The following is a 20,937-nucleotide window of genomic DNA, read 5'->3' as shown; positions in this document are numbered from 1 at the left end:
AGGCATTTCCTTCTGTGACATTGTTCCTTTGTTTATTAGGTAAAAATGCCAAAATTTGCCCTTCGAAATGACTATAACGCTCATGAATAAAGACATAGAACACGTAAAAGTACTTATAATCGGCTCGGGACCAGCAGGGTATACCGCCGCAATATATGCCGCAAGGGCAGGATTAAATCCAGTTTTATATACAGGGGCACAACCTGGCGGTCAACTCACAATTACCACAGATGTGGAAAATTACCCGGGCTATCCCGATGGAGTAATGGGGCCGGAGATGATGGAAGACTTTCGAAAGCAAGCAGAGCGCTTTGGAACACAGGTTCGTTATGGGCTGGTTACTCAAGTGGATTTCAGCAAAAGGCCACACAGGGTGACCGTAGACGATTCCGTCCAAATTATTGCAGACACGGTGATTATCTCTACAGGGGCTTCGGCTAAGTGGCTTGGGTTGGAGAGCGAATCCAGACTTAACGGCAGAGGCGTGTCAGCCTGTGCAGTGTGCGATGGGTTCTTTTTCAGAGGGCAGGAGGTGGCCATCGTAGGTGGTGGCGATACAGCTTGCGAGGAAGCATCGTATTTGTCCAATATTTGTAAAAAAGTGTACATGATCGTTCGAAGGGATGAGCTGCGAGCGTCGCAGATTATGCAGAAGCGAGTCCTTTCTAACCCCAAAATAGAAATGTTGTGGAATCATGAAACCGTGCAGGTACTCGGAGATGAGGAGGTCAATGGAGTAGAGCTTAAAAATAACCTGACGGGAGAGCATAAGACATTACCTGTCGCGGCCTTTTTTGTCGCCATCGGTCATCAGCCGAATACAGATGTATTTAGTGGGTTTATCGATATGGATGAAAGTGGCTATATACAGACGAAGCCGGGTACTACTAGAACCAATGTTCCGGGGGTTTTTGCCTGTGGAGATGCCCAAGATAACATTTATAGGCAGGCAGTTACGGCTGCTGGGACGGGTTGCATGGCCGCCCTTGATGCGGAAAGGTTTTTGGCTGAGTATGAATTAGCCTAACCATCTCGATGACTAAAGTTCGGATTTGCTGCTTGTTGGGATTGGTATGGTTGCTCCTTTCCCAAGTGTCGGAAGCGCAGGTAAATCCCAGACTGATCAAGCGGTCTCCATCCAAAGATTCGGTTATGCCGGATCAGAAAAAAATCCAGCCTTTCGATGTGCAGGAGTACTTGTCAAACCTGCAGCGAGGAACCGATTCCCTGATATTCAGTGGAGGTGTAGACCTCAAAAAAAGGCTTTCGATTGTCAACGAGGATACCCTTTCTATCGTCTGGGCGCCAACTAATCAGTTGGTTCAGGTGTCTGAAAAGACCATGATCGATAGTATCTGGGTGACCGCTTACGAGTATTTTGCCTCTTGGGACAGTAAGAAAATAGATATTTACGACTTCAACCCAAAGGACTTCAAAGACACTATTCCCGTTAGGTTGTTTGATCCCTATTACGGATCGCTTTGGAGTATGCCTTTAAAAGATAGTCGGGTGAGTTCAGAATTTGGTTTTCGTCGGTACCGGTGGCACCATGGAATAGATTTGCGTCTCAGTGTAGGTGATTCTGTGTATTCGGCTTTTGATGGTATCGTTCGAATGGCCAGCTATGACCGCTATGGATACGGGTATTTTGTTTTGGTGAGGCACAGGAATGGACTCGAGACTCTATACGGGCATTTGTCCAAGATTCTGGTAGAGGTAGGGCAGGAGGTAAGGGCCGGGTCTGTGATAGGGTACGGAGGGAGTACCGGCAGGAGTACTGGCCCTCACTTGCATTTTGAAGTTAGGTACAAGGGGCTTTCTATAAATCCCCAGAATCTGTATGATTTCGAAGGTCATAAAATCAGAAGTCCGCTTTATACGATCACCTCCTCCAGCTTTGATCATGTAATTAAAATGCAGGAGGCAGTAATTCACCGCGTTCGCAGCGGCGAAAATCTTTCCGTAATAGCCCGAAAATACGGCGTGTCTGTTTCACATATTACACGAATGAATAATATTACTACCAGTACCGTCCTACGGGTGGGTATGAGGTTGAAAATACGATGAGCATGATAAAACTGGATATTTTAGCGATAGCGGCCCACCCAGATGACGCGGAGCTTTCCTGTTCTGGAACCATTGCCTCCCATGTGGCTAAAGGCTATAAAGTAGGTATATTGGACCTTACACAGGGTGAAATGGGAACTAGAGGTACTCCGGCGATCCGTCTGGAGGAGTCGGATGCCGCGGCAACGATTTTGGGTCTTAGCGCAAGGGAGAACTTAGCATTCGAAGATGTTTTTTTTTCGGAGGAGAAGAGATATCAGGTCGAAATCGCCAAGATTTTGAGGAAATATCGTCCTGAGATCGTGTTGGCCAATGCGGTCACAGACCGCCATCCGGACCATGGAAAGGGAGGTAGTTTAGCCACAAAAGCCTGTTTTCTAAGCGGACTCCGTCGACTGGAGACAGAATTGGACGGAGTGCCCCAAGAGGCCTGGAGACCACAGGCCGTGTATCATTATATTCAAAATAACTACATTGAGCCAGATTTGGTCGTAGACATTTCCGATTATTGGGAGATCAAAAAGGAAAGTATCCTAGCATTTAAGTCGCAGTTTTTCGACGCAACTAGCCAGGAGCCGGAAAGTTTTATCTCTCGCCCAGGTTTCTTGGACTTTATCGAAGCACGGGCTCGCGAGATGGGACACAAGATTTCTGTCAGGTACGGAGAGGGGTATACTGTGGAGCGAGTTCCCGGCGTGGACAATCTCTTTCACCTTCTTTGATGTATTCGGAAACACTATCTCTTTACAGTAGGGTTTAATTTACTGTTAACTAAGCCTACTTAAGGTGCAAGGCGGGTTATTCTCCACAACTCGTCTTCCAAGGTATACTTTATCCGGTCGTGAAGCCGTCCGGGCCTTCCTTGCCAAAACTCGATTCGATCTGCCAATAGGCGGAACCCGCCCCAGTGAGGGGGCCTTTGGAGCGGCTTTTCGCTGAATTTTCCTTCGTAGTATTTCCGCTGTTCCTCCAGAAATCCGCGGCTTGGTATCTCTTGGCTTTGAGGAGATGTCCAAGCGCCTATCTGACTTTCGGTCGGTCTGGAGAGGAAGTACTCGTCGGATTCTTCTTCGCTCGTTTTTTCCGTCCTGCCCTCTATCCGTACCTGTCGTTCCATTTCTGGCCAAAAAAACGTTAGAGAAGCGTAGGGATGTTCTATCAGCTCTTTGCCCTTTTTACTTTCGTAGTTGGTAAAAAAGACAAACCCGTGGTCGATTCCTTTGAGCAGTACAATACGGGCTGAGGGGCGATTATCCAAGCCGATGGTAGCTAGATTCATCGCATTTGGCTCCATTACTTCAGCTTCCAATGCCTCCATCATCCAGCGTTTGAATTGTTCTATAGGACTTTTTTCGACCTTGTTAATTTCTAATATTTTGGAAGAATACTCCTTTCTGATGTCTGATATTTTCATTTTGTGGTTTTATGAGCGTAAAACTAAATTTAGAAGGTCAAGAAGGTTGGATTTAATTTTTTTTGATTTATATTGAAAGCCCCATACCAAAATGATTTTTGATGTATTTGGATTCTACTATACCGCCACACTCAGGATGCCTGCTTATTTCTGAGCCGTTTCTTCAAGATGAAAATTTTGTTAGGTCGGTGGTACTATTGTGCGAAAATAACGATAAAGGTTCTTTTGGTCTTGTTTTGAACAAACTTTCTTTGTTTAAACTCGGAGACCTGTTGGATGGTTTGCTCAATTTTGATAGCGATGTGTATGTCGGAGGTCCGGTGGAGCAGAATACCTTGCATTTCATTTACTTTGGTGAAAAGAAACTTCAGGACAGCATTTCCCTTCAGGGAGATCTTTGGTGGGGTGGCGATTTCAACGAGCTCATTCAAAAATGCAACAGCGGATCCCTCGACCTAGAAACCTTTCGTTTTTTTATTGGGTATTCAGGATGGACCGGAGGACAATTAGATGAGGAACTAGAGGAAAAAACCTGGATTGTCTGCAAAAATGACTTTACCGACCATATTTTTTTTTCCGATCCGGACGAATTGTGGCGGGTGATATTAAAAAATATGGGAGGAGACTATCAAGTTCTGGCAAATTATCCGATAGACCCAAGATTAAATTAAACCAAAATTACTACTTTTGTTTAGACACCGTTAAGTAGTCAGCACGTTTAGCATATTATGGAGAATGACAAAGAAATGTCTGAAGAAGGCAACAAGGAGACCCAAGAGGTTAATGAAAATCCTGAATTGGGTAAAAAGCAAGAAGTAGAGGATATAGGTTCGGAAGCTGAAGAGGAGCAAAGTGAGGATGGTCAGGAAGAGGAAGTCGTTGATTTTAGCGGCTATTCCAAACATAAACTGCTACATGCGATCAAAGAGATCTTAAAGGATGATCACTATATCAAGCATGATCCACAGGTGAATGATATAAAAAGTCATTATGACGAAATCTACCATAAAGAAAAGGAATCCGCTTTAGAGCAGTTTCTAGCCGATGGTGGCGCTGAAGATGATTTTGAATATAGAGATGCGGAGGAAGACAAGGAATTTTTCGTTTCCTACCACGAATTTAAATCAAGAAGGTCAAAGCAGATTAAAGAAAACGAAAAGGCCAAAGAGCGCAATGCGTACGCTAAAAATGCCGTACTGGATAAACTTAGGGAGCTAGTAGATAGCGAAGAAACCACCTCAAGTATAGACGCTATCAAGTCCATTCAGCATGAATGGAAAACCATAGGTCCTGTTCCTGCCAATCAGAATAAAAATCTATGGGCGTCCTACAATGCCCTGATGGATCGCTTTTATGACAACCGAAGCATCTACTTTGAGCTAAAGGAGCTTGACCGAAAGAAGAATCTGGAAAGCAAGCTGGAAATTTGCGAAAAAGCGGAAGCCCTGAGTTCGGAATCTGATCTGAAGGAAGCCATTAAGCATCTCAATGAATTGCATGAGGAATTTAAGCACATAGGTCCCGTGCCTAGGGAGGAGCAGGAGCAAGTTTGGCAACGGTTTAAGGCCGCTTCTGATGCTGTCTATTCCCGACGCAAGGAATTCTACGAAGAGCAAAAGTCCGTATACAAGGGGAATTTGGAATTGAAATTGAAGCTTATCGAAAAACTGGAGCCCTTCCGGGATTTCAAAGCCGATAGAATTAAGGAGTGGAATGCCAAGACCAAAGAAATGCTTGCCATTCAAAAGGAATGGGAAGTCATAGGGCCCGTTCCCAAGGAAAATGGAAGAGAAGTCAACAAAACTTTTTGGGGCCTTTTCAAGCAGTTTTTTAACCATAAAAACCAGTTTTTCAAGGAACTGGATGAAGTTCGCAAGCAGAATAAGGATAAGGCGGAGCTTTTGATTTTGGAGGCTGACAAACATAAGGATAGCACGGATTGGAAAAGTTCAGCGGACGAGCTGATACGCCTGCAGAAAGAATGGAAGGAGTTAGGGCCTATGCCGGAGAAGAGTCGGGATGATCTGTACGGCCGGTTTAAGGCAGCCTGTGATACTTTCTTTCAAAACCGAAGAAGTTCCAATAAGGAAGCAAACAAGGAGTATGAGGATAACCTGGCCAAGAAGAAGGAGCTTTGCGTTCAGATATCCGATGAAGCAAAACGGGGTACAGATCTGAGTGAGGAACAACTGGAGAGATACATTCAGGAATTTAATGCCATAGGGTTTGTTCCCAGAAAAAATTTGAAGGAAATCGCTTCGACGTTTTCGGATGTAGTGGATACGTATATCGAAAAGTTAGGAGTAAATGGTTCCGATAAAGAAGAGTTTCTATTCAGACTTAATTTGAATAAAATACAAGCTGACCCCAACAGCGCCCGAGTACTGAACAAAAAGGAACACGGTATCCGAAAGCAGATTGCAGATTTAGAAAATAACATCACGTTGTGGAAAAATAATTTGGAGTTCTTTGCTGCATCCAAAACAGCAGAAAAATTGAAGGATCAGTTTGAAGAAAAAATTGAAAAGGCGGAGCAGGAAGTTGACAGACTCAAGAAGAAGCTTTCGATCATCCGTGAATTTTAATGGGCTCATTTATAGGGGGATTTGGATATCCTCCTAAATTTCCTGATTAATTGTTTGAACTTCACCTGTCCAAATTCTATATTTGCACTCGCATTAAGGGAAAAAACGTTTCTCAACCATGTAGGCAACCTAAAGATTAGTTTGGGTTGTGTAAGAAACATCAAATAGTAGGCCTCCTTAGCTCAGCTGGTAGAGCAACTGACTTGTAATCAGTAGGTCGCTGGTTCGATCCCGGCAGGGGGCTCATTCGGGCAGCTATTTTAGCTGCCCGTTTTTTTTTAGTCATTCGAATACGAAAATCACCGTGTCCTTATTTTTTGATCATACAGTTGCTAGCCCTATCCACCTCCGATTCTTTCCTGTCAAGTGTAATTTTCAAAAGCAAATTGACCAAAAAACTTCGTGTCAATTTGCTTTATTGGAATCTTTATTTACATTTGTAATATCTAAAATGCTTTTCAAAATAACTAAACTGTATTTCAATGATAAATATTGTGCTGATTGACGATGATGTGGTGAGCAGTTTTGTGACAGAGAAGTTTATCCAGCGGCATATTCAACAGCCGTTTCGGGTTTTCAAGTTTTCCAGTGCTGCAGATGCGTTGAAGGAAATTTATGCCATCAACCCCAACTATATGTTCGTGGATTTACTGATGCCGCAGATGACTGGATGGGATTTTATTGAAAATCTGGATTCAGTGGCACTTAAATCTGAGATCTATGTACTGAGTAGTTCGGTAGATGAACGAGATATTGAACGGGTAGACGAATCGGGTAAAGTGGTGCGTTTTTTGCCCAAGCAACATGTGCAAAAATCCATACGGGAAATTTTTTCCTGCTAAGCATCTCGTGTATCAGGTCTTTTTAACTTAGTTACTCCAGGAGTTTTAAGAGAAAGTTTCAGCTTCCCTTTTGTCTGACAACCAAATACCAATCATTTTCGAGGGCTAGGTATCCGTAGTCATAGCAATACCCGTACACATTTCCTTTTTTATTTGTATAGGTATGGGTGATGTATTTAAATTGAAACCCTTCCTCCAACAATTTTTGCTTGGTCGTTTTGGCAATCTCCCCCTGTTCACTTAACAGTCCTGCTAAAATGTTTCTGTTTTTCTTTAGGGCGTTGTTAATGTTTCGTACGATTTTGGTGCTAGCTGCCGTACGGAGATTGTTGTAGGCATTCCTGCAATAATCATCACAGAACCTTTTATCCACTCGGCCCTGTAGTGGCTTGCCACAACTCTGACAGGTTCTTTCTATCCCGTTTTCCATAAAAGTGTGTGTTAGCTTAAAAATCACAGGGAATTTACATAAATAATCAGATTTTACAAACGTTTGTAAACGTTTTTAATCGGATAGAAACGAAAAACATACGGTAAAGGGCGATCTTGAGGTGCAACTTTGTAGTGTTCGTTTTAGACGGATGACATCGAAAATTAATTACTAAACCTTTAACGTTAACAAATATGAACGCTCTAAAAAACAAAGTACAGTTGATCGGACGCTTAGGCGCAAAGGCTGATTATCGCACATTGAACTCAGGTACCACCATGGCAAGGTTTAGGTTGGCGACAAATGATTCCTATAAAAACGCAAAAGGCGAACGGGTGGAAGAAACCTACTGGCATTCTTTGGTTGCATTCGGTAAGGCAGCCGATATCATTCACAAATATACCGATAAGGGCTCTGAGATCGGTATAGAGGGCAAGCTGGTAAACCGGTCCTACGAGGACAAAAGTGGTGAAAAAAAATACGTTACTGAGGTGCAGGTCAGCGAAGTTTTGCTGATGGCTGATAGGTCTGTCAAATCTTGATAAATACTTTTTTTCTCGCTATCACCTTCATGGTATTTTGGCGATTTCAGCAAGCGAGCTTTGTCGACCATGTAGGAGGTCAAACCAAGCCCCTGGAATTTATTCCGGAGGGCTTGGTTCCATATAACCTTACCACAGGTGATGGATTTCTTTTTTTATGTATTTTTCATAGATGGCTTTAACTGCATCCATTTGGTACGGTTTAAGTGCGGGGAGTTCCGCTGCTGCTATGTTTTCCTGAACCTGGGCCGGTTTGGATGCCCCCGGGATAACCGTGCTAACTTCGGGAAACATGAGCACCCAGCGCAACGCAAATGCAGCGAGTGAGGCTTGATTTCCTACTAGCAGTTTGAGCTCTTCTGCTGCCTCAAGCCCGAGTTCAAACGGAACGCCTGAAAAGGTTTCTCCCTTGTCAAATGCCTCTCCTTGCCGGTTAAACGTTCTGTGATCATTTTCTGGGAAACTGCTGGAGGGGTGTAATTTGCCGGTAAGCAATCCACTGGCAAGGGGAACCCTCACGATGATGCCACAGTTACTATTTTGTGCAATGGCGAAAAATTTTTCCGAAGGTTTCAGTCGAAACATGTTGAAAATAATTTGTACGGTAGAAACGTTTGGGAATTCGAGGGCCATCTCGGCTTCTTCTACTGTCTCGACGCTCACTCCAAGGTGTTGAATCTTTCCTTCTTCTTTCAATCGGTCAAAAAGCCCAAAGATTTCCGCTCTTTTATATACCGGAGTGGGAGGGCAATGGAGCTGAATCAAATCGATGGTATCAAGCGCCATGTTTTTCAAGCTTGCCTCTACAAATTTTCGCAGGATCTCAGGCGTATAGGCTTCGTGGACGTGCGGTTGGATCTGTCTCCCGCATTTGGTGGCTACATAGATCCGCTCGGATCGCTCTCTAATGGCTTTTCCGACAGCTGCCTCGCTCAATCCTGCATCGTACACATCAGCGGTATCGATGAAGTTAACGCCAGAATCCAATGCGGTGTGTATGATTCGGCTGGCCGTTTGATGGTCAAAGGTTTGGCCCCATCCGCCGCCCACCTGCCAGGTTCCTAGAGCGATTTCGGATACGTTGAAATTCGTTTTGCCTAGTTTTCTATAGTTCATTTGAAAGGGATTGTTTTGGGTAATGCAACACGGTACCTGTCACAAGACAGTTTGTAAACTTACTAGATTTTTTCACTAAGACAAATGAGGTGTTTTTTTTAATCGGTGTTGGCAACGGAAATCATTATATTTGAGCAACGAAAAAAATCTCACACCTCTAATTATGTAATGAATGATTGTACATCAAGTGTTTTTTTGGCTGCATCAGCCTGACAAGGATCTAACAGCTGTGATGGAAGGCTGTAAGAAAATTGGCTCCGTATCCACTGCCAAGGATTTTTCCGTTGGCGTACCAGCTAAAACTCCCAAGAGGGCGGTTATCGACGACAGTTATCATATCGCGTTGACGGTCTATTTTGATAGCGTATCCGATCACGATGTGTATCAGGACCACCCAGACCACCTTCGGTTTATCGAGGATCATAAAGCCAAATGGGCTAAAGTACAGGTCTACGATTTTGAAGTATAAAATATCTACAGGGCTGATGTTTAAATCAACCCTGTAGATATTCTACTAGTTTGAAATTACCTTTTCTACAATGATGTTATGGTTGGTATAAATGCAGATATCAGCCGCAATCCCTAAACTTTCCCTGACCATTTCCTCTGCGCTCAGGTGACTGGCATATTTTTTTAGTGCCCTCGCAGCGGACTGGGCATACATGCTACCTGACCCAATCGTGGCGATGCTCAGATCCGGTTCAATAACATCACCGGTGCCCGAGATTATCAAAATATCCTCAGCATCGGCGACGACCATCATCGCCTCCAATTTGCTGAGCATTCGGTCCGTTCTCCATTCCTTGGCTAGCTCCACAGCAGCACGCTTCATATTGTTACCGTAGGCTCCGAGCTTTTCTTCGAATTTTTCCAGCAGGGTGAACGCATCTGCTGTGGAACCTGCAAAACCGGTTACGATCTTTCCACCCTGAAGTATCCGAATCTTATTGACGCTGCTCTTGGCGATCGTATTGCCCATGGTTGCCTGACCATCGGCTCCAATAACCACTTCTCCATTATGCTTGATTGCGACTACGGTGGTCGATTTTATTTTCTCCATTGATATGTTTGCGACGTGTGGGACTAATTCAGCATTAACGCAAAAAGTCCTAGTTAGTAGGACTTTTTGGTTTTCATGTTTTAAAACTGACTAGATCAAGATCCGGACAGGATCTTCCAGCAGGTTTTTTAGCGTGATCAAAAAGGCGGAACCTACTGCTCCATCGACCACCCGATGGTCGCACGATAGGGTTACTTTCATCACATTTCCAACCTTCATCTCGCCGTTTCTTACAATGACGGTTTCCTTGATCCCGCCAACAGCAAGGATACAGGCATCGGGCGGATTTATGATGGCTGTAAATTCGTCAATTCCAAACATGCCCAAGTTTGAGATGGTGAACGTGTTCCCTTCCCAATCTTTGGGCTGTAGCTCTTTATTTTTGGCTTTGCCGGCCAACGTTTTTGCTTCGTTGGAAATTTGAGATAGAGACTTGGAGTCTGCAAAGCGTATCACGGGAACCAATAAGCCTTCTTCTACAGCTACCGCCATCCCAATATGTACATGCTCGTTGTACCTGATTTTGTCTCCCAACCAGGAAGAATTGGCTTTGGGGTTTTGTTTCAGTGCCACAGCACATGCCTTAATAACCATGTCATTAAAGGAGATCTTAACGGGAGCCACTTCATTCATGCTTTTGCGCGCTTCAATGGCTTTGTCCATGTTGATTTCCATCGTAAGATAGAAATGAGGGGCTGTGAATTTGCTTTCTGCAAGCCGCTTCGCAATCACCTTACGCATTTGGGATACCTTTTCCTCTTTGTAAGATTCCTCTCCAATGCCAACTCCCGAAGATGCGTTTGACGTAGCGACTGTTGGCTTGGCCGAAGCCGGATCAAAGCTTTCCACGTCCTTTTTGATAATTCTGCCATGATCTCCACTCCCTTTGATCAAAGAAATATCCACGCCTTTTTCTTTGGCAATCTTTTTGGCCAATGGAGACGCCTTTACCCTTCCATTTTCGGATGCTGAAGCAGCCGGAGCGGTTGCACTTTGCTTGGCTTCCTCCTTTTCGGTAGGAGCAGATTCCTTGTTTGTACTCTCTTTCTTTTCTTCGGAAGTGCTGCTGCCCCCAGCTGATTTTTGGTTGTGTGCTTTGAGAAGCTTCTCAAAATCCGCTCCTTTTTCACCGATCACAGCAATCACTCCATCCACTTCGATGGAATCTCCGGCTTCCACTCCGATATACAATAAGGTACCGTCTTCGTAGGATTCCAGCTCCATGGTAGCTTTGTCGGTTTCCACTTCTGCAAGAATATCTCCACTCTTTACGGAATCTCCAACTTTTTTCAACCAAGATGCAATGGTACCCTCTTGCATGGTATCGCTCATTTTAGGCATAGCGATAATTGTGGCAGGAACGTCTGAAACGTCTATTTCCTCAGAGGGCGCTTCTTCTTTTTTCGGTTCAGACTTTTTCTCCTCTTTTGCTTCTTTAGGTTCGTCTGAGGATTTAGAACTACTGTTCCCTCCTCCAGAAAGGTCCTTCAAGAGGCTATCTATATTTTCACCTTTTTCTCCCAAAATAGCAATTACACCATTCACTGGAACGGCATCTTTTTCTTCAACTCCGATGTGGAGAAGGATTCCTTCCTCATAAGATTCCAATTCCATGGTGGCTTTGTCGGTCTCAACCTCAGCCAGAATATCTCCGGGTTTAACTTCGTCACCAACTTTTTTCAACCATTGTGCGATCACCCCTTCTTCCATGGTGTCACTCATTTTGGGCATTCGTATTATCTCGGCCATAAGTTAATTTTTCGAATTCTAAATTTCCGCAATTCAAAAATAGTTCTTAAAATATGTTTATTCAAATTTAATAATAGTATTTTCACGACGGGCTAGTTTTAGTAGCGTTGCAAATAATTGAAATGCCAGTAGTCAAAAATCAAAATTATGTTCATCCGGAGTTCCTCTTCGGGGGTCACCTTCAAACGATTGTTCCGTCGGTCTTCCGCACGGTGCCCATCTTACCCTTTGAGAGAGAAAGGATTAGTACACCGGATGGCGATTTTTTGGATTTGGACTGGTTGAAACAGGGGTCGGATAATTTGGTGATTATAAGTCACGGCCTAGAGGGTAATAGCAGGAGACCCTATATGATGGGCATGGCTGATTTTTTTTTCAGCCGAGGATATGATGTCCTTAACTGGAACTTCCGAGGATGCAGCGGTTCGACGAATTTGCAGCCCGTGTTTTATCATTCGGGAGCAACTCATGATTTGCATACGGTGGTATTACGTGCAAAAAGCGGCTACCGGAATATCTTTTTGGTCGGTTTTAGCCTAGGTGGAAATTTAACATTAAAGTACTTGGGTGAGCGAGCGCCTGCCCAGCATGGGGTGCAAAAGGCAGTAGCCATTTCGGTACCTCTGGACTTGGGCGGTGCGTCTGATCAAATATCCCGCCGATCTAACTGGCTTTATTCGTCACGGTTTTTGAAGTCACTCAAGGCTAAGGTAAAGGAAAAAGCTAAAATTTTCCCGGAGAGGATTCCCCTGGGAGATCTGAGTAAAGTGAGGACGCTGCGTGATTTTGACAACTGGTTTACAGGTCCTTTGCATGGATTTCGCGATGCAGACCACTATTATCAGTCCTGTTCCTCGCTAGGGTTTCTAGAAGGGATAGCCATTCCCGTCCTGATCCTCAATGCGCGAAACGATCCGTTTTTGAGCGAAAGTTGCTTTCCTGAAAGGCTTGGGGAGACGCTGAGTGGTGTCTACATGGAATTTCCGACTACCGGTGGTCACGTAGGATTTAGTCCACGAAGGGTTGGGTTCCCGTTCTGGTCTGAAAAAAGGGCATTTGACTTTATCCATTTCGATTAAACAAGTATATTTAAACAAAAAAAGGTTATGTGTGGAAGATATTCCCTAGCCAAAAGCAAGACGGAACTGGAAGAGCGTTTTAAAGCAGAAATGCTGGAGCCATTTCAGCCAAGATATAATATTGCTCCTACCCAGCTTGTTCCGGTCATCACCTCGGATAGTCCCATGGGTTTTTCTCATTTTTACTGGGGTATCACGCCGGAGTTTGCCAGAAACAAACCGGTGGCCCAGCGGTTCATCAATGCAAGGGCAGAAACGATTCGGGAGACTGCTTCCTTCAAGAATTCCTTCCGACGAAAACGCTGCTTAGTGCCTGCGGATGGTTTTTTCGAATGGAAGAAAATGGGCAAAAAGATAAAGATACCCTATCGATTTACCTTGTTGGACGAAAGCTTGTTTGCATTTGCAGGCATTTGGGATGAGTACGAAAATACAGATGGTGTGATTCAGCATACTTTCGTGCTGTTGACGACGACGCCCAATGGAATGGTAAATGAAGTTCATGACCGGATGCCGGTGATTTTGGATAGAGAAGTTGAATCCACTTGGCTTAACCCCAGCACCCCGGAGGATAAGCTGATTTCGTTACTGAAGCCTTTGTCCGATGAAAAAATGCTTTCTTATACCGTTTCGCCGTTGGTAAATCATGTTGTCAATGATTCTGCTTCGGTGATCCGAAAGACCATGCCCATGGATCAATTTGGGAATTACACACTGTTTGGATAAGTTATATGCGAGACGTAGAAGTACTAGATCTCAACTTTCGGAATGCAAGCCAAGCAATAGGTGCTTTTTTGGTAAAAAGCAGTGCTGGTCTCATTCTTGTTGAAACCGGGCCTGAGAGTACCTTTTCTGTATTGAATAGCCAAGTGGAAGCTTTGGGGTACCAGTTATCTGACATTCGTTACGTGCTGTTAAGCCACATTCACTTTGACCATGCCGGCGCAGCATGGAAGCTGGCCCAGGCCGGCGCTCAGGTTTATGTGCATCCGGTAGGTTTACCACACTTGGCATCGCCCGATCGCCTTTGGAATTCTGCCTCTCAAATATATGGCGCAGAAAACATGGGAAAATTATGGGGGAGAATGGAACCCATTCCCGAAAGTGCCATGACAGAGGCTTCCCACGGAGAATCCTTTGTGTTTGGGGATGTGTCGTTTACGGCTTGGCACACCCCAGGTCATGCTTCACATCATATCGCATGGGAGTTTGAAGGGGGGCTTTTTACCGGTGATGTAGCCGGTGTGAAAATTTGCGGTGGACCCGCAGTGCCGCCATGTCCTCCCCCAGACATTCATATGGAAGCTTGGAAAGATTCTCTACAGCTGATCCGAAAAATTGCTCCATCCAGGTTGTACTTAACCCATTTTGGTATGATCGAAATGATAGAACAACATTTGGATGAACTAGAAGAAGCCATGGATTCTTGGGCAATGTGGATTAAGGCCGAGTTTGACAACGGGACTACGGTGGAGGATGCTACACCTCGCTTTATGGAATTTACTCGGGCTCAAATGAATAGCTTGGGAGTGTCCGAGGCAGTCCAATCTTTGTATGAATACGCAAACCCCAGTTGGATGTCTGTGGCGGGACTGATGCGATATTGGAAATTAAAAGCACAGGGCCGCCTGTAACGTTTAGCGGCTGATTACGATACGAATGGGCTTAAAAGGAATTCCCTTCGTGTATACTCGGAGGGTATACGTTCCCGAACATAGGTTTCCTGTATTGATCTCAATAATCTCACGTTGCCAAGGATTCGGGTCTGAGTAGGTATCCTTCAGCGTGCCAGAAGCATCATAGATCTCAATTTTGTCTACTTCCACCGTGTTTCTCATATTTATTTTAAGGACATGGGAGGCAGGGTTTGGATATGCTTGAAGCTTAATTTCAGGTTCTGAATTATTTTGCGAGTAGGCTAGCGTTTCATCCTGTTCCATCTCTCTAAAACCGCGTATCATTTCCCGATACCCTCGAAGGCGGCTATTCATCGGCGCAAAGATTTCCGGTGTGGCAGGTGTAGTTTCACCCTGAAGGTTTCCTCCAGTATTTTTAGCGACGATAGGTGTGATCTTCGTGTTTGGCTTTAGAGGTTTGTCTTTCGATCCTAGGAGTGAATCAGAAGCGGTTATGAGTGGCAAACGAAAAGTTCTTTCCGTAGTGATCTTTTCAGGTGTACCATGTGCCTGGATGGAAAAGATTAATGTAAAAACCAGTAAAGGGACGGAGTAGCAATGCTTCATAGCTTTTTTTTGGTTTCAGGTGATAATCTTCTGGATTTGATAAGTACAAATTTGTGAATTGAATGCGGTTTATTGTGATTGATATTTTAGAATATAAGTAAATGTTTTATGAAATAACTTTAGTAACATTCTTTATTTGAATATGTTTTCCGTAATTAGTTACAAATATTTTTAATAAAAAAGAAGTTTAGTGTTTTTTTATTTTTTTGTACTTAATGGGGAATAGTTGAATTATACCTGATTTTTCGTTGAAATTCATTTTTAGTATTTCAAGGAACAAAAAACATAAGACTGGGCTGCCTGAGAAAAAAGCTGTTTCGTTTCATTGAAAAAACCAAAAATTCTTAAAACTGAAATCGAAAAATTCGGGATGTAAATACCTTGCTTGTAAATTTGGAGAGAAATGGCAACTTTGCCTTGCAAATTGATTTACATATAACCGCTCAAGAAATGAGAAAATCCAAGATAATCGGCGCGGGGCATTACTTGCCTGAACGTATCATGACCAATGATGACTTATCCAAAATGATGAACACCAATCACGATTGGATCGTAGAGCGGACCGGTATTGAGAAGCGAAGGTGGTTTGTTCCTGGCAGGGATTCGGTCACAAGTATGGCGCTGGAGGCATCAAAGATGGCAATAGATAATGCGGGAATCGAAACGGCTGAAATTGACTTTATTATTTTTGCCACTATTACACCCGATTACTTCATTCCGGGTAATGGTGTATTGTTGCAAAGGGAACTCGGATTGCAGGGAGTTGGTGCACTGGATATCCGAAATGCTTGTTCGGGTTTTGTCTACGCTCTATCCATTGCCGACCAATATATAAAGTCCGGCATGTACCGGACGATATTGGTTGTGGGAGCTGAAATCCAATCCTCGGCCTTGGACAAGAGCGATGAAGGCAGATCCAGTGCCGTGATTTTTGCCGATGGTGCGGGGGCGGTAGTTGTAAGGGCTAACCTGGACAGCGATTCAGGGATTCTTTCCACTCACTTGCATGCAGATGGAGACTTCGCGGAGGAGCTCTATGTGAAGGATCCTGGAAGCAGTAGGGAGGTACGTATTTCCCAAGAGATGATCGATGCGGGAGGTTTCAACCTCTACATGAATGGAAATGCGGTGTTTAAACATGCCATAGTTCGATTCTATGAGGTAATCATGGAAGCCCTTGAGGCAAATCAAATGGCGGTTTCTCAGTTGGATCTGTTAATCCCCCATCAAGCAAATCTCAGGATTAGTCAGTATATACAGCAAAAGCTGGGTCTTAGCGATCACCAAGTGTACAACAACATCACCGAATACGGTAATACCACAGCGGCGACGATACCAATTGCCATCAGTGAGGCAGTGGCTGGCGGACGTGTCAAAGACGGAGATATCGTTTGTTTGGCTGCATTTGGCAGTGGGTTCGCTTGGGGATCTGCCTTGATAAAGTGGTGATTGTATCATGGGCGATTTAGAACGCGCTTGGCAGGTGGCAGGACAGCGGCAGCTTTTTGAGGAGATACACCGTTTTAAGGTGCTCTATGAGCAAATCCTATCCGAAGTAGCCAACCGGTTGATGGCTTCTGAGGTAGCAAAGGGATTGCCGGGATTTCGGGGGTGTAAGGTGAGTAAGGGAAATGAATTGGAGCGGTGCCCCTATCAGGTGCTGGATGTCGGCAGGGATTTTGATTCGGCGAGGGGCTTAAACATTCGGGTATTGAATTGGTGGGGACGGGGAGCCTTCGTTTTTCTTTTTGCCGGTACGGCTAATCCTCTGTATACACGTATCTGGGAGGAGCGTGTATTGGGCACATTGAAATCCAATGGGTATCGGTGGGCAGATGCAGATTCTCTTTGGCATTACAAGCAGATTCTCGATGATGGCAATCACCGAGCTTTGTCGCCCGCCATTCGATTAAAGGTGAATAGTGATGCAGGTAGGTTTTTTCAGGTTTTCTGCCCGGTGAAGCTGGAAGGGGAAAAAAGCGATGCAGAGGCAGCGTTGTTTGAATGTGTATATAACCTAATCTCGCTGTTACAGTTAGGAACCCTTGATTGACAGGTTATTGCTTGACAAAAGAGGAAAGTAATTTCCGATAGGTCCGTTCGGCATAAATAATATGGGAAAACTATACATTTTTTTGGGTTTAAGACTTAAATTGGAACCAAGTTTGATATCTGACCGTAAGATTAACCGAATCCAAAAAGCGAAATGATGAGATACCTTTTTTCTGTAGTGATTGGTGTGTGTTTGATGCACGATGTTTTCGCCCAAGGCCAAGCAGTGAACATATACAATCCCGATTCTACCTTGATGGGTTCCGGTGTGATGGTTAATAACAGGATGGATGGTCTTTGGAAGTTCATCGACCCAAGATCAAACCGGTTGATTCAGCAGGGTACTTTTCAAAATGGCGTGAAGGAGGGACAATGGGCTACCTATCACAGCAATAACCAACGACATATCGTTGCCGGGTATAAAAACAACCTATTAAATGGCGCCTATATGGAGTTTGATAGAGACGGGGCAATGATCAAAGAAGCCGTTTTTCAGGACAGTGTATTAGTTGGGCCATACAAAGAATATTATGGCAAAAGCGGAAGACCGAATTATATAGATCCAAAGCAGGTAAAGCAGGAAGGTAGGTTTGTAGATGGAAAGAAGGAAGGAGAGTGGCTTACTTACTATGAAAATGGACAGTTAGCGGTTCGGCAGACCTTTAAAGCAAACCTTAAGGAGGGAAGCTACCTGGAGTATACACCCTATGGGGTGCTTGCGGTAGAGGCTAACTACCGAAACAACCGTCCCCACGGAGAATTCAAACGATTCAGCATGAACAAGCGTGTGATGGAGGAGGGGACCTATCAAAATGGCAGAAGGGTGGGGAAGTGGACCACTTATTTCCCGGAGACCAACGTGGTCGAGTCTGAAAAGGAATTTGATGCCTCGGGAAATAAGACCGGCAATTGGGTGTTTTATTACGAAAATAGACGCGTAGCCCGCAAAGAGCAGTACGAGAACGATATTCCGGTAGGTGTTTGGGAGGAGTTTTTCCCTAATAGAAATCTTTCAAAGCGTATGGAATATCAACTGGGCGTACCTGTGGGAAAGTATGAGGAGAATCATAGTAATGGTAATCCGTCAGTTACTGGTCAATACGAGAGTGGAATGAAGGTGGGCGTTTGGCGTAGTTTCTTTCCCGAGGGTACTCTGTATTCTATAGGGGAGTACCGAAGTGATTTAAAGCATGGCCTGTGGAAATATTTTAATAAAATCGGCATACTTGTTGCAGAGGGAGAGTATAAGCTAGGTAGTGAAGATGGACAGTGGTTTTACTATTATGACGGAGGTCAGTTAAAATCAGTTGGAAGTTACTTCCTAGGGCAAGAGGATGGTGTTTGGGGTTTGTTTTACGATAACAAGCAGCTGACGCAAGAGGAGACTTGGAGATTCGGTCGCCTGATGAATGTGACTGAATACTTCAGTTACGATGGATCAAAAACGCTTGATCCGGGTACTTTGAAAGATGGTAATGGATCGAGAATTACCTATTATGTAGACGGGGTCAAAGAATCGGAGGGAAACTACAAAAATGGGCGTGCTGACGGTCAATGGAGGTATTTTCATGACAATGGACGAACAGCTTCCGAGGGAAATATGGAAGATGGTAAGAAGGAAGGGGCTTGGAAATACTACACCCGGTCAGGTACACTCGAAGATATTATCAATTTCAAAGATGATGAGGTGGTAGATGAAGATGATCCATTGGATGATTTGATGTTTGAGAATTTTAATTGATTCCAAACATTGTTCTGATGCATCAGGTTTACCTAATAAAAAAGCTATGTTTGGATTATTTAAGAAGAAATCAGAAAAAGAGCGATTGGCGGACGAGTACAAGATGTTGATGGAAAAGGCACATAAAATGTCGCATTCGAATAGAAAAGCCGCAGATAAGCTGATGGAAGAAGCTGAAAATGTAGCAAAAAAGATTGATAAGTTAGCCTGAACAGTACGAGCAAGCGTACCTGATTCGTATTAGCCTATAATTTCGATTATAGGCTTTTTTGTTAAATAAAATTCTGTAATTTTTCCCTATATACTTGAAAAAACTATTTTTTTCAATTTTTTTTAGAACATTGTTTTTGTGTTTACGTAAAATACATCAAGTAACCAAACCTGAGAAGCTATGAAAACGTCAAAGAATATTCGGCTTTCGAACACGATCCTGGGTGGATGGATAGCACTGTTACTTTTGGTTTTTTCGGTTAGTCAACCGGCAGAAGCAAAAATGAATGCTATGGGTGTTTCGTTTCAAGTGTTTTACGATGGACTAGCTCCCTACGGAGACTGGGTTCAAGACCCTACACATGGTTTTATTTGGATTCCCTATGTGGAGGCAGGTTTTCAGCCTTACCGTACCAATGGGTACTGGGTGAATTCCCGATTTGGCAATACCTGGGTATCCTTGTACGATTGGGGTTGGGCACCGTTTCACTATGGCAGGTGGTTCTACACGGACTTTTACGGTTGGGCTTGGGTTCCTGGATACGAGTGGGGACCGGCATGGGTAGAATGGAGAACAGGCAGAGGGTATTATGGATGGGCACCGATGTGGCCTCGGGTTGGTGTACATGTTTCGGTTGGTTTTCCGGTCAATCACTGGGTATTTGTGCCCCGACGTCGATTTCTTGCCAGGAATATATATAATTATTACATCCCAGCTAGAAACGTAACGGTGATTTACAATCAAACGACCGTCATCAACAATACCTATGTATATAACAACAGAACATATGTAGCAGGGCCAAGTCGAACAGAATTGCAGCGAGTCACCAGAAACCGTGTCCCTGTATATGAGGTGAGAGATGGACAAAGACCTGGTAGAACAAATTTGGAGAATAACCAAATAACAGTCTATAGACCAGAGATTTCGCAAGCAAGCGCCAGAGGAAATTCTTCCGATGTGAGACCATCCAGGGCATATACATCCAGTGAGTACCAAGAGCAAAGGAGGGCAAATGCTGCTACGCCCTCCACGGTAGATAATAGCCGATCGGCTGCACGGGAGGCACAGAGGTCATCTGCCACTGTCCCCTCTAGTACCAGTCCAAGGGTGGTCGCGGGAGCGGATTTAAGAAGTGAACCAGCTAGGTCTGCGAGGTCCTCTTCTTCTGAGGCCGCAAGTGCAACGAGGTCAACTGAACCAACGAATCGCCCTCAATCTACAGCCAGAAGTGGCGTTGGTCAAGCTCCCTCTGGGGCTCAGGTGAATTCCGGAAGGTCTCAGGCATCTTCTCAAGTCAGATCCGCCCCGGCGGGAGCGCGTGTAGAGCAGACCCCTCGATCATCCGAAGTTCAGCAGAGACAGCAGGTGACACGGCCAAGCAGTGCGCCAACCACACGACAGCCCGTTACAGTGCAACCGCGACAAAACGAGGGGGCTAGGCAGCAGCAGGTGAGACCTTCTGCACCAGGGTCAACTGGCAGGGTGACCACTGCCCCTAGAACAAATCAGAACAGGGTCAGTTCGCCCCAGACCAGAGCTCAACAGCCAAGTCGGGTGGCATCTCCCAGTAGTAGGAGTTCACAAAGCCCCCGGGTGTCTACCAATAGTGCACCGATCAGCAGACAATCTGCTCCTCCAAGGGTGAGCTCGAGTGGCTCCTCTAGAAGTAGCTTAGCGGTTTCGTCAAGCAACCAAGGTAGATCTTCTACTTCGCAAGGACGCAGAGGTAATTGATAAAAGAAGGTAAACTAGAAAAAGAAGCTGTTCTTATTACTGGAACAGCTTCTTGCTTTTTGGATCAAACTA

At 44.5% G+C, this 20,937-nt stretch carries 22 protein-coding genes and 1 tRNA gene; 17 read left to right on the top strand and 6 right to left on the bottom strand.

Annotated elements, in window-relative coordinates; all coding sequences use genetic code 11:
• The first annotated feature begins 82 nt into the window (after nucleotides 1-82).
• From trxB to bshB1, 3 genes are read left to right on the top strand one after another with little or no spacing between them, the layout of a single operon-like run.
• The gene (gene trxB / locus JJU34_RS08105; RefSeq protein ID WP_228691839.1) at nucleotides 83-1,027 is read left to right on the top strand and encodes a thioredoxin-disulfide reductase; all 945 of its coding nucleotides are present in this window, start codon (nucleotides 83-85) and stop codon (nucleotides 1,025-1,027) included.
• 8 nt (nucleotides 1,028-1,035) lie between these two features.
• A complete protein-coding gene (locus tag JJU34_RS08100) occupies nucleotides 1,036-2,067 on the top strand; it encodes a peptidoglycan DD-metalloendopeptidase family protein (protein ID WP_228691838.1) in 1,032 nt (343 codons plus the stop codon).
• 5 nt (nucleotides 2,068-2,072) lie between these two features.
• On the top strand, nucleotides 2,073-2,789 hold the full coding sequence (gene bshB1 / locus JJU34_RS08095; RefSeq protein WP_228691852.1) for a bacillithiol biosynthesis deacetylase BshB1: 717 nt from the start codon (nucleotides 2,073-2,075) through the stop codon (nucleotides 2,787-2,789).
• A 59-nt stretch (nucleotides 2,790-2,848) separates the two neighbouring features.
• Here the strand turns inward: bshB1 and pdxH are convergent, their stop codons facing one another.
• Complete coding sequence (pdxH, locus tag JJU34_RS08090) at nucleotides 2,849-3,481, bottom strand: pyridoxamine 5'-phosphate oxidase (RefSeq protein ID WP_228691837.1); 633 nt, start codon at nucleotides 3,479-3,481, stop codon at nucleotides 2,849-2,851.
• 101 nt (nucleotides 3,482-3,582) lie between these two features.
• Between pdxH and JJU34_RS08085 the strand changes: the two genes are divergently transcribed.
• From JJU34_RS08085 to JJU34_RS08070, 4 genes are all read left to right on the top strand, one after another.
• Nucleotides 3,583-4,152, top strand: a complete 570-nt coding sequence (locus JJU34_RS08085; protein ID WP_228691836.1) for a YqgE/AlgH family protein — start codon at nucleotides 3,583-3,585, stop codon at nucleotides 4,150-4,152.
• A gap of 57 nt (nucleotides 4,153-4,209) precedes the next feature.
• Nucleotides 4,210-6,066: a DUF349 domain-containing protein gene (locus JJU34_RS08080; RefSeq protein WP_228691835.1), complete on the top strand. Its 1,857-nt coding sequence runs from the start codon at nucleotides 4,210-4,212 to the stop codon at nucleotides 6,064-6,066.
• A gap of 171 nt (nucleotides 6,067-6,237) precedes the next feature.
• Nucleotides 6,238-6,310 (top strand) — tRNA-Thr (locus JJU34_RS08075).
• Between the two features lie 238 nt (nucleotides 6,311-6,548).
• Nucleotides 6,549-6,908, top strand: coding sequence for a response regulator (locus JJU34_RS08070; protein ID WP_228691834.1), 360 nt, complete (start codon nucleotides 6,549-6,551; stop codon nucleotides 6,906-6,908).
• Nucleotides 6,909-6,966: 58 nt separating this feature from the next.
• Here the strand turns inward: JJU34_RS08070 and JJU34_RS08065 are convergent, their stop codons facing one another.
• Nucleotides 6,967-7,338 (bottom strand): hypothetical protein, encoded by a 372-nt coding sequence (locus JJU34_RS08065; protein WP_228691833.1) that lies wholly within the window; start codon nucleotides 7,336-7,338, stop codon nucleotides 6,967-6,969.
• 194 nt (nucleotides 7,339-7,532) lie between these two features.
• Between JJU34_RS08065 and ssb the strand changes: the two genes are divergently transcribed.
• Nucleotides 7,533-7,880 carry a single-stranded DNA-binding protein gene (gene ssb, locus JJU34_RS08060; RefSeq protein ID WP_228691832.1) on the top strand — a complete coding sequence of 116 codons (348 nt, stop codon included), beginning with the start codon at nucleotides 7,533-7,535 and terminating at the stop codon, nucleotides 7,878-7,880.
• Nucleotides 7,881-8,009: 129 nt separating this feature from the next.
• On the opposite strand, the gene JJU34_RS08055 is transcribed toward ssb, so the two are convergent.
• The gene (locus JJU34_RS08055; RefSeq protein ID WP_228691830.1) at nucleotides 8,010-8,996 is read right to left on the bottom strand and encodes an aldo/keto reductase; all 987 of its coding nucleotides are present in this window, start codon (nucleotides 8,994-8,996) and stop codon (nucleotides 8,010-8,012) included.
• Between the two features lie 172 nt (nucleotides 8,997-9,168).
• Between JJU34_RS08055 and JJU34_RS08050 the strand changes: the two genes are divergently transcribed.
• The gene (locus JJU34_RS08050) at nucleotides 9,169-9,465 is read left to right on the top strand and encodes a Dabb family protein (protein WP_228691828.1); all 297 of its coding nucleotides are present in this window, start codon (nucleotides 9,169-9,171) and stop codon (nucleotides 9,463-9,465) included.
• Between the two features lie 45 nt (nucleotides 9,466-9,510).
• Here JJU34_RS08050 and hslV read toward each other — a convergent pair whose 3' ends face one another.
• A complete protein-coding gene (gene hslV, locus JJU34_RS08045) occupies nucleotides 9,511-10,056 on the bottom strand; it encodes an ATP-dependent protease subunit HslV (RefSeq protein ID WP_228691827.1) in 546 nt (181 codons plus the stop codon).
• A gap of 90 nt (nucleotides 10,057-10,146) precedes the next feature.
• Nucleotides 10,147-11,805: a pyruvate dehydrogenase complex dihydrolipoamide acetyltransferase gene (locus JJU34_RS08040; RefSeq protein ID WP_228691826.1), complete on the bottom strand. Its 1,659-nt coding sequence runs from the start codon at nucleotides 11,803-11,805 to the stop codon at nucleotides 10,147-10,149.
• A 122-nt stretch (nucleotides 11,806-11,927) separates the two neighbouring features.
• On the opposite strand from JJU34_RS08040, the gene JJU34_RS08035 reads away from it, so the two are divergent.
• From JJU34_RS08035 to JJU34_RS08025, 3 genes are read left to right on the top strand one after another with little or no spacing between them, the layout of a single operon-like run.
• Nucleotides 11,928-12,884, top strand: coding sequence for an alpha/beta fold hydrolase (locus tag JJU34_RS08035; protein ID WP_228691824.1), 957 nt, complete (start codon nucleotides 11,928-11,930; stop codon nucleotides 12,882-12,884).
• 27 nt (nucleotides 12,885-12,911) lie between these two features.
• Nucleotides 12,912-13,610 (top strand): SOS response-associated peptidase, encoded by a 699-nt coding sequence (locus JJU34_RS08030; RefSeq protein WP_228691822.1) that lies wholly within the window; start codon nucleotides 12,912-12,914, stop codon nucleotides 13,608-13,610.
• A gap of 5 nt (nucleotides 13,611-13,615) precedes the next feature.
• Nucleotides 13,616-14,518 carry an MBL fold metallo-hydrolase gene (locus tag JJU34_RS08025; protein WP_228691820.1) on the top strand — a complete coding sequence of 301 codons (903 nt, stop codon included), beginning with the start codon at nucleotides 13,616-13,618 and terminating at the stop codon, nucleotides 14,516-14,518.
• A 3-nt stretch (nucleotides 14,519-14,521) separates the two neighbouring features.
• On the opposite strand, the gene JJU34_RS08020 is transcribed toward JJU34_RS08025, so the two are convergent.
• On the bottom strand, nucleotides 14,522-15,127 hold the full coding sequence (locus tag JJU34_RS08020; RefSeq protein WP_228691819.1) for a T9SS type A sorting domain-containing protein: 606 nt from the start codon (nucleotides 15,125-15,127) through the stop codon (nucleotides 14,522-14,524).
• Between the two features lie 450 nt (nucleotides 15,128-15,577).
• Between JJU34_RS08020 and JJU34_RS08015 the strand changes: the two genes are divergently transcribed.
• From JJU34_RS08015 to JJU34_RS07995, 5 genes are all read left to right on the top strand, one after another.
• Nucleotides 15,578-16,576 carry a beta-ketoacyl-ACP synthase III gene (locus tag JJU34_RS08015; protein ID WP_228691818.1) on the top strand — a complete coding sequence of 333 codons (999 nt, stop codon included), beginning with the start codon at nucleotides 15,578-15,580 and terminating at the stop codon, nucleotides 16,574-16,576.
• A gap of 7 nt (nucleotides 16,577-16,583) precedes the next feature.
• Nucleotides 16,584-17,180: a hypothetical protein gene (locus JJU34_RS08010; RefSeq protein ID WP_228691817.1), complete on the top strand. Its 597-nt coding sequence runs from the start codon at nucleotides 16,584-16,586 to the stop codon at nucleotides 17,178-17,180.
• A gap of 156 nt (nucleotides 17,181-17,336) precedes the next feature.
• Nucleotides 17,337-18,920 (top strand): toxin-antitoxin system YwqK family antitoxin, encoded by a 1,584-nt coding sequence (locus JJU34_RS08005; protein ID WP_228691851.1) that lies wholly within the window; start codon nucleotides 17,337-17,339, stop codon nucleotides 18,918-18,920.
• Entirely contained in the window at nucleotides 18,904-19,131 is a 228-nt protein-coding gene (locus JJU34_RS08000; protein WP_366512685.1) for a Lacal_2735 family protein, read from the top strand. The genes JJU34_RS08005 and JJU34_RS08000 overlap by 17 nt, the downstream gene beginning before the upstream one ends.
• 180 nt (nucleotides 19,132-19,311) lie before the next feature.
• The gene (locus tag JJU34_RS07995; RefSeq protein WP_228691815.1) at nucleotides 19,312-20,865 is read left to right on the top strand and encodes a DUF6600 domain-containing protein; all 1,554 of its coding nucleotides are present in this window, start codon (nucleotides 19,312-19,314) and stop codon (nucleotides 20,863-20,865) included.
• The last annotated feature ends 72 nt before the right edge of the window (nucleotides 20,866-20,937 follow it).

It is taken from the genome of Lunatimonas sp. (genome assembly GCF_020832325.1).
Classification (GTDB): Bacteria; Bacteroidota; Bacteroidia; order Cytophagales; family Cyclobacteriaceae; genus Lunatimonas.
The sequence above is the reverse complement of the archived record's forward strand: the minus strand, read 5'-3'. Positions and strand labels throughout refer to the sequence as shown.

Coding starts and splice junctions, on each gene's coding strand:
- trxB (WP_228691839.1), top strand. CDS start 83: ATGAATAAAGACATAGAACACGTAAAAGTACTTATAATCGGCTCGGGA.
- JJU34_RS08100 (WP_228691838.1), top strand. CDS start 1,036: ATGACTAAAGTTCGGATTTGCTGCTTGTTGGGATTGGTATGGTTGCTC.
- pdxH (WP_228691837.1), bottom strand. CDS start 3,481: ATGAAAATATCAGACATCAGAAAGGAGTATTCTTCCAAAATATTAGAA.
- JJU34_RS08085 (WP_228691836.1), top strand. CDS start 3,583: ATGTATTTGGATTCTACTATACCGCCACACTCAGGATGCCTGCTTATT.
- JJU34_RS08080 (WP_228691835.1), top strand. CDS start 4,210: ATGGAGAATGACAAAGAAATGTCTGAAGAAGGCAACAAGGAGACCCAA.
- JJU34_RS08070 (WP_228691834.1), top strand. CDS start 6,549: ATGATAAATATTGTGCTGATTGACGATGATGTGGTGAGCAGTTTTGTG.
- JJU34_RS08065 (WP_228691833.1), bottom strand. CDS start 7,338: ATGGAAAACGGGATAGAAAGAACCTGTCAGAGTTGTGGCAAGCCACTA.
- ssb (WP_228691832.1), top strand. CDS start 7,533: ATGAACGCTCTAAAAAACAAAGTACAGTTGATCGGACGCTTAGGCGCA.
- JJU34_RS08055 (WP_228691830.1), bottom strand. CDS start 8,996: ATGAACTATAGAAAACTAGGCAAAACGAATTTCAACGTATCCGAAATC.
- JJU34_RS08050 (WP_228691828.1), top strand. CDS start 9,169: ATGATTGTACATCAAGTGTTTTTTTGGCTGCATCAGCCTGACAAGGAT.
- hslV (WP_228691827.1), bottom strand. CDS start 10,056: ATGGAGAAAATAAAATCGACCACCGTAGTCGCAATCAAGCATAATGGA.
- JJU34_RS08040 (WP_228691826.1), bottom strand. CDS start 11,805: ATGGCCGAGATAATACGAATGCCCAAAATGAGTGACACCATGGAAGAA.
- JJU34_RS08035 (WP_228691824.1), top strand. CDS start 11,928: ATGCCAGTAGTCAAAAATCAAAATTATGTTCATCCGGAGTTCCTCTTC.
- JJU34_RS08030 (WP_228691822.1), top strand. CDS start 12,912: ATGTGTGGAAGATATTCCCTAGCCAAAAGCAAGACGGAACTGGAAGAG.
- JJU34_RS08025 (WP_228691820.1), top strand. CDS start 13,616: ATGCGAGACGTAGAAGTACTAGATCTCAACTTTCGGAATGCAAGCCAA.
- JJU34_RS08020 (WP_228691819.1), bottom strand. CDS start 15,127: ATGAAGCATTGCTACTCCGTCCCTTTACTGGTTTTTACATTAATCTTT.
- JJU34_RS08015 (WP_228691818.1), top strand. CDS start 15,578: ATGAGAAAATCCAAGATAATCGGCGCGGGGCATTACTTGCCTGAACGT.
- JJU34_RS08010 (WP_228691817.1), top strand. CDS start 16,584: ATGGGCGATTTAGAACGCGCTTGGCAGGTGGCAGGACAGCGGCAGCTT.
- JJU34_RS08005 (WP_228691851.1), top strand. CDS start 17,337: ATGAGATACCTTTTTTCTGTAGTGATTGGTGTGTGTTTGATGCACGAT.
- JJU34_RS07995 (WP_228691815.1), top strand. CDS start 19,312: ATGAAAACGTCAAAGAATATTCGGCTTTCGAACACGATCCTGGGTGGA.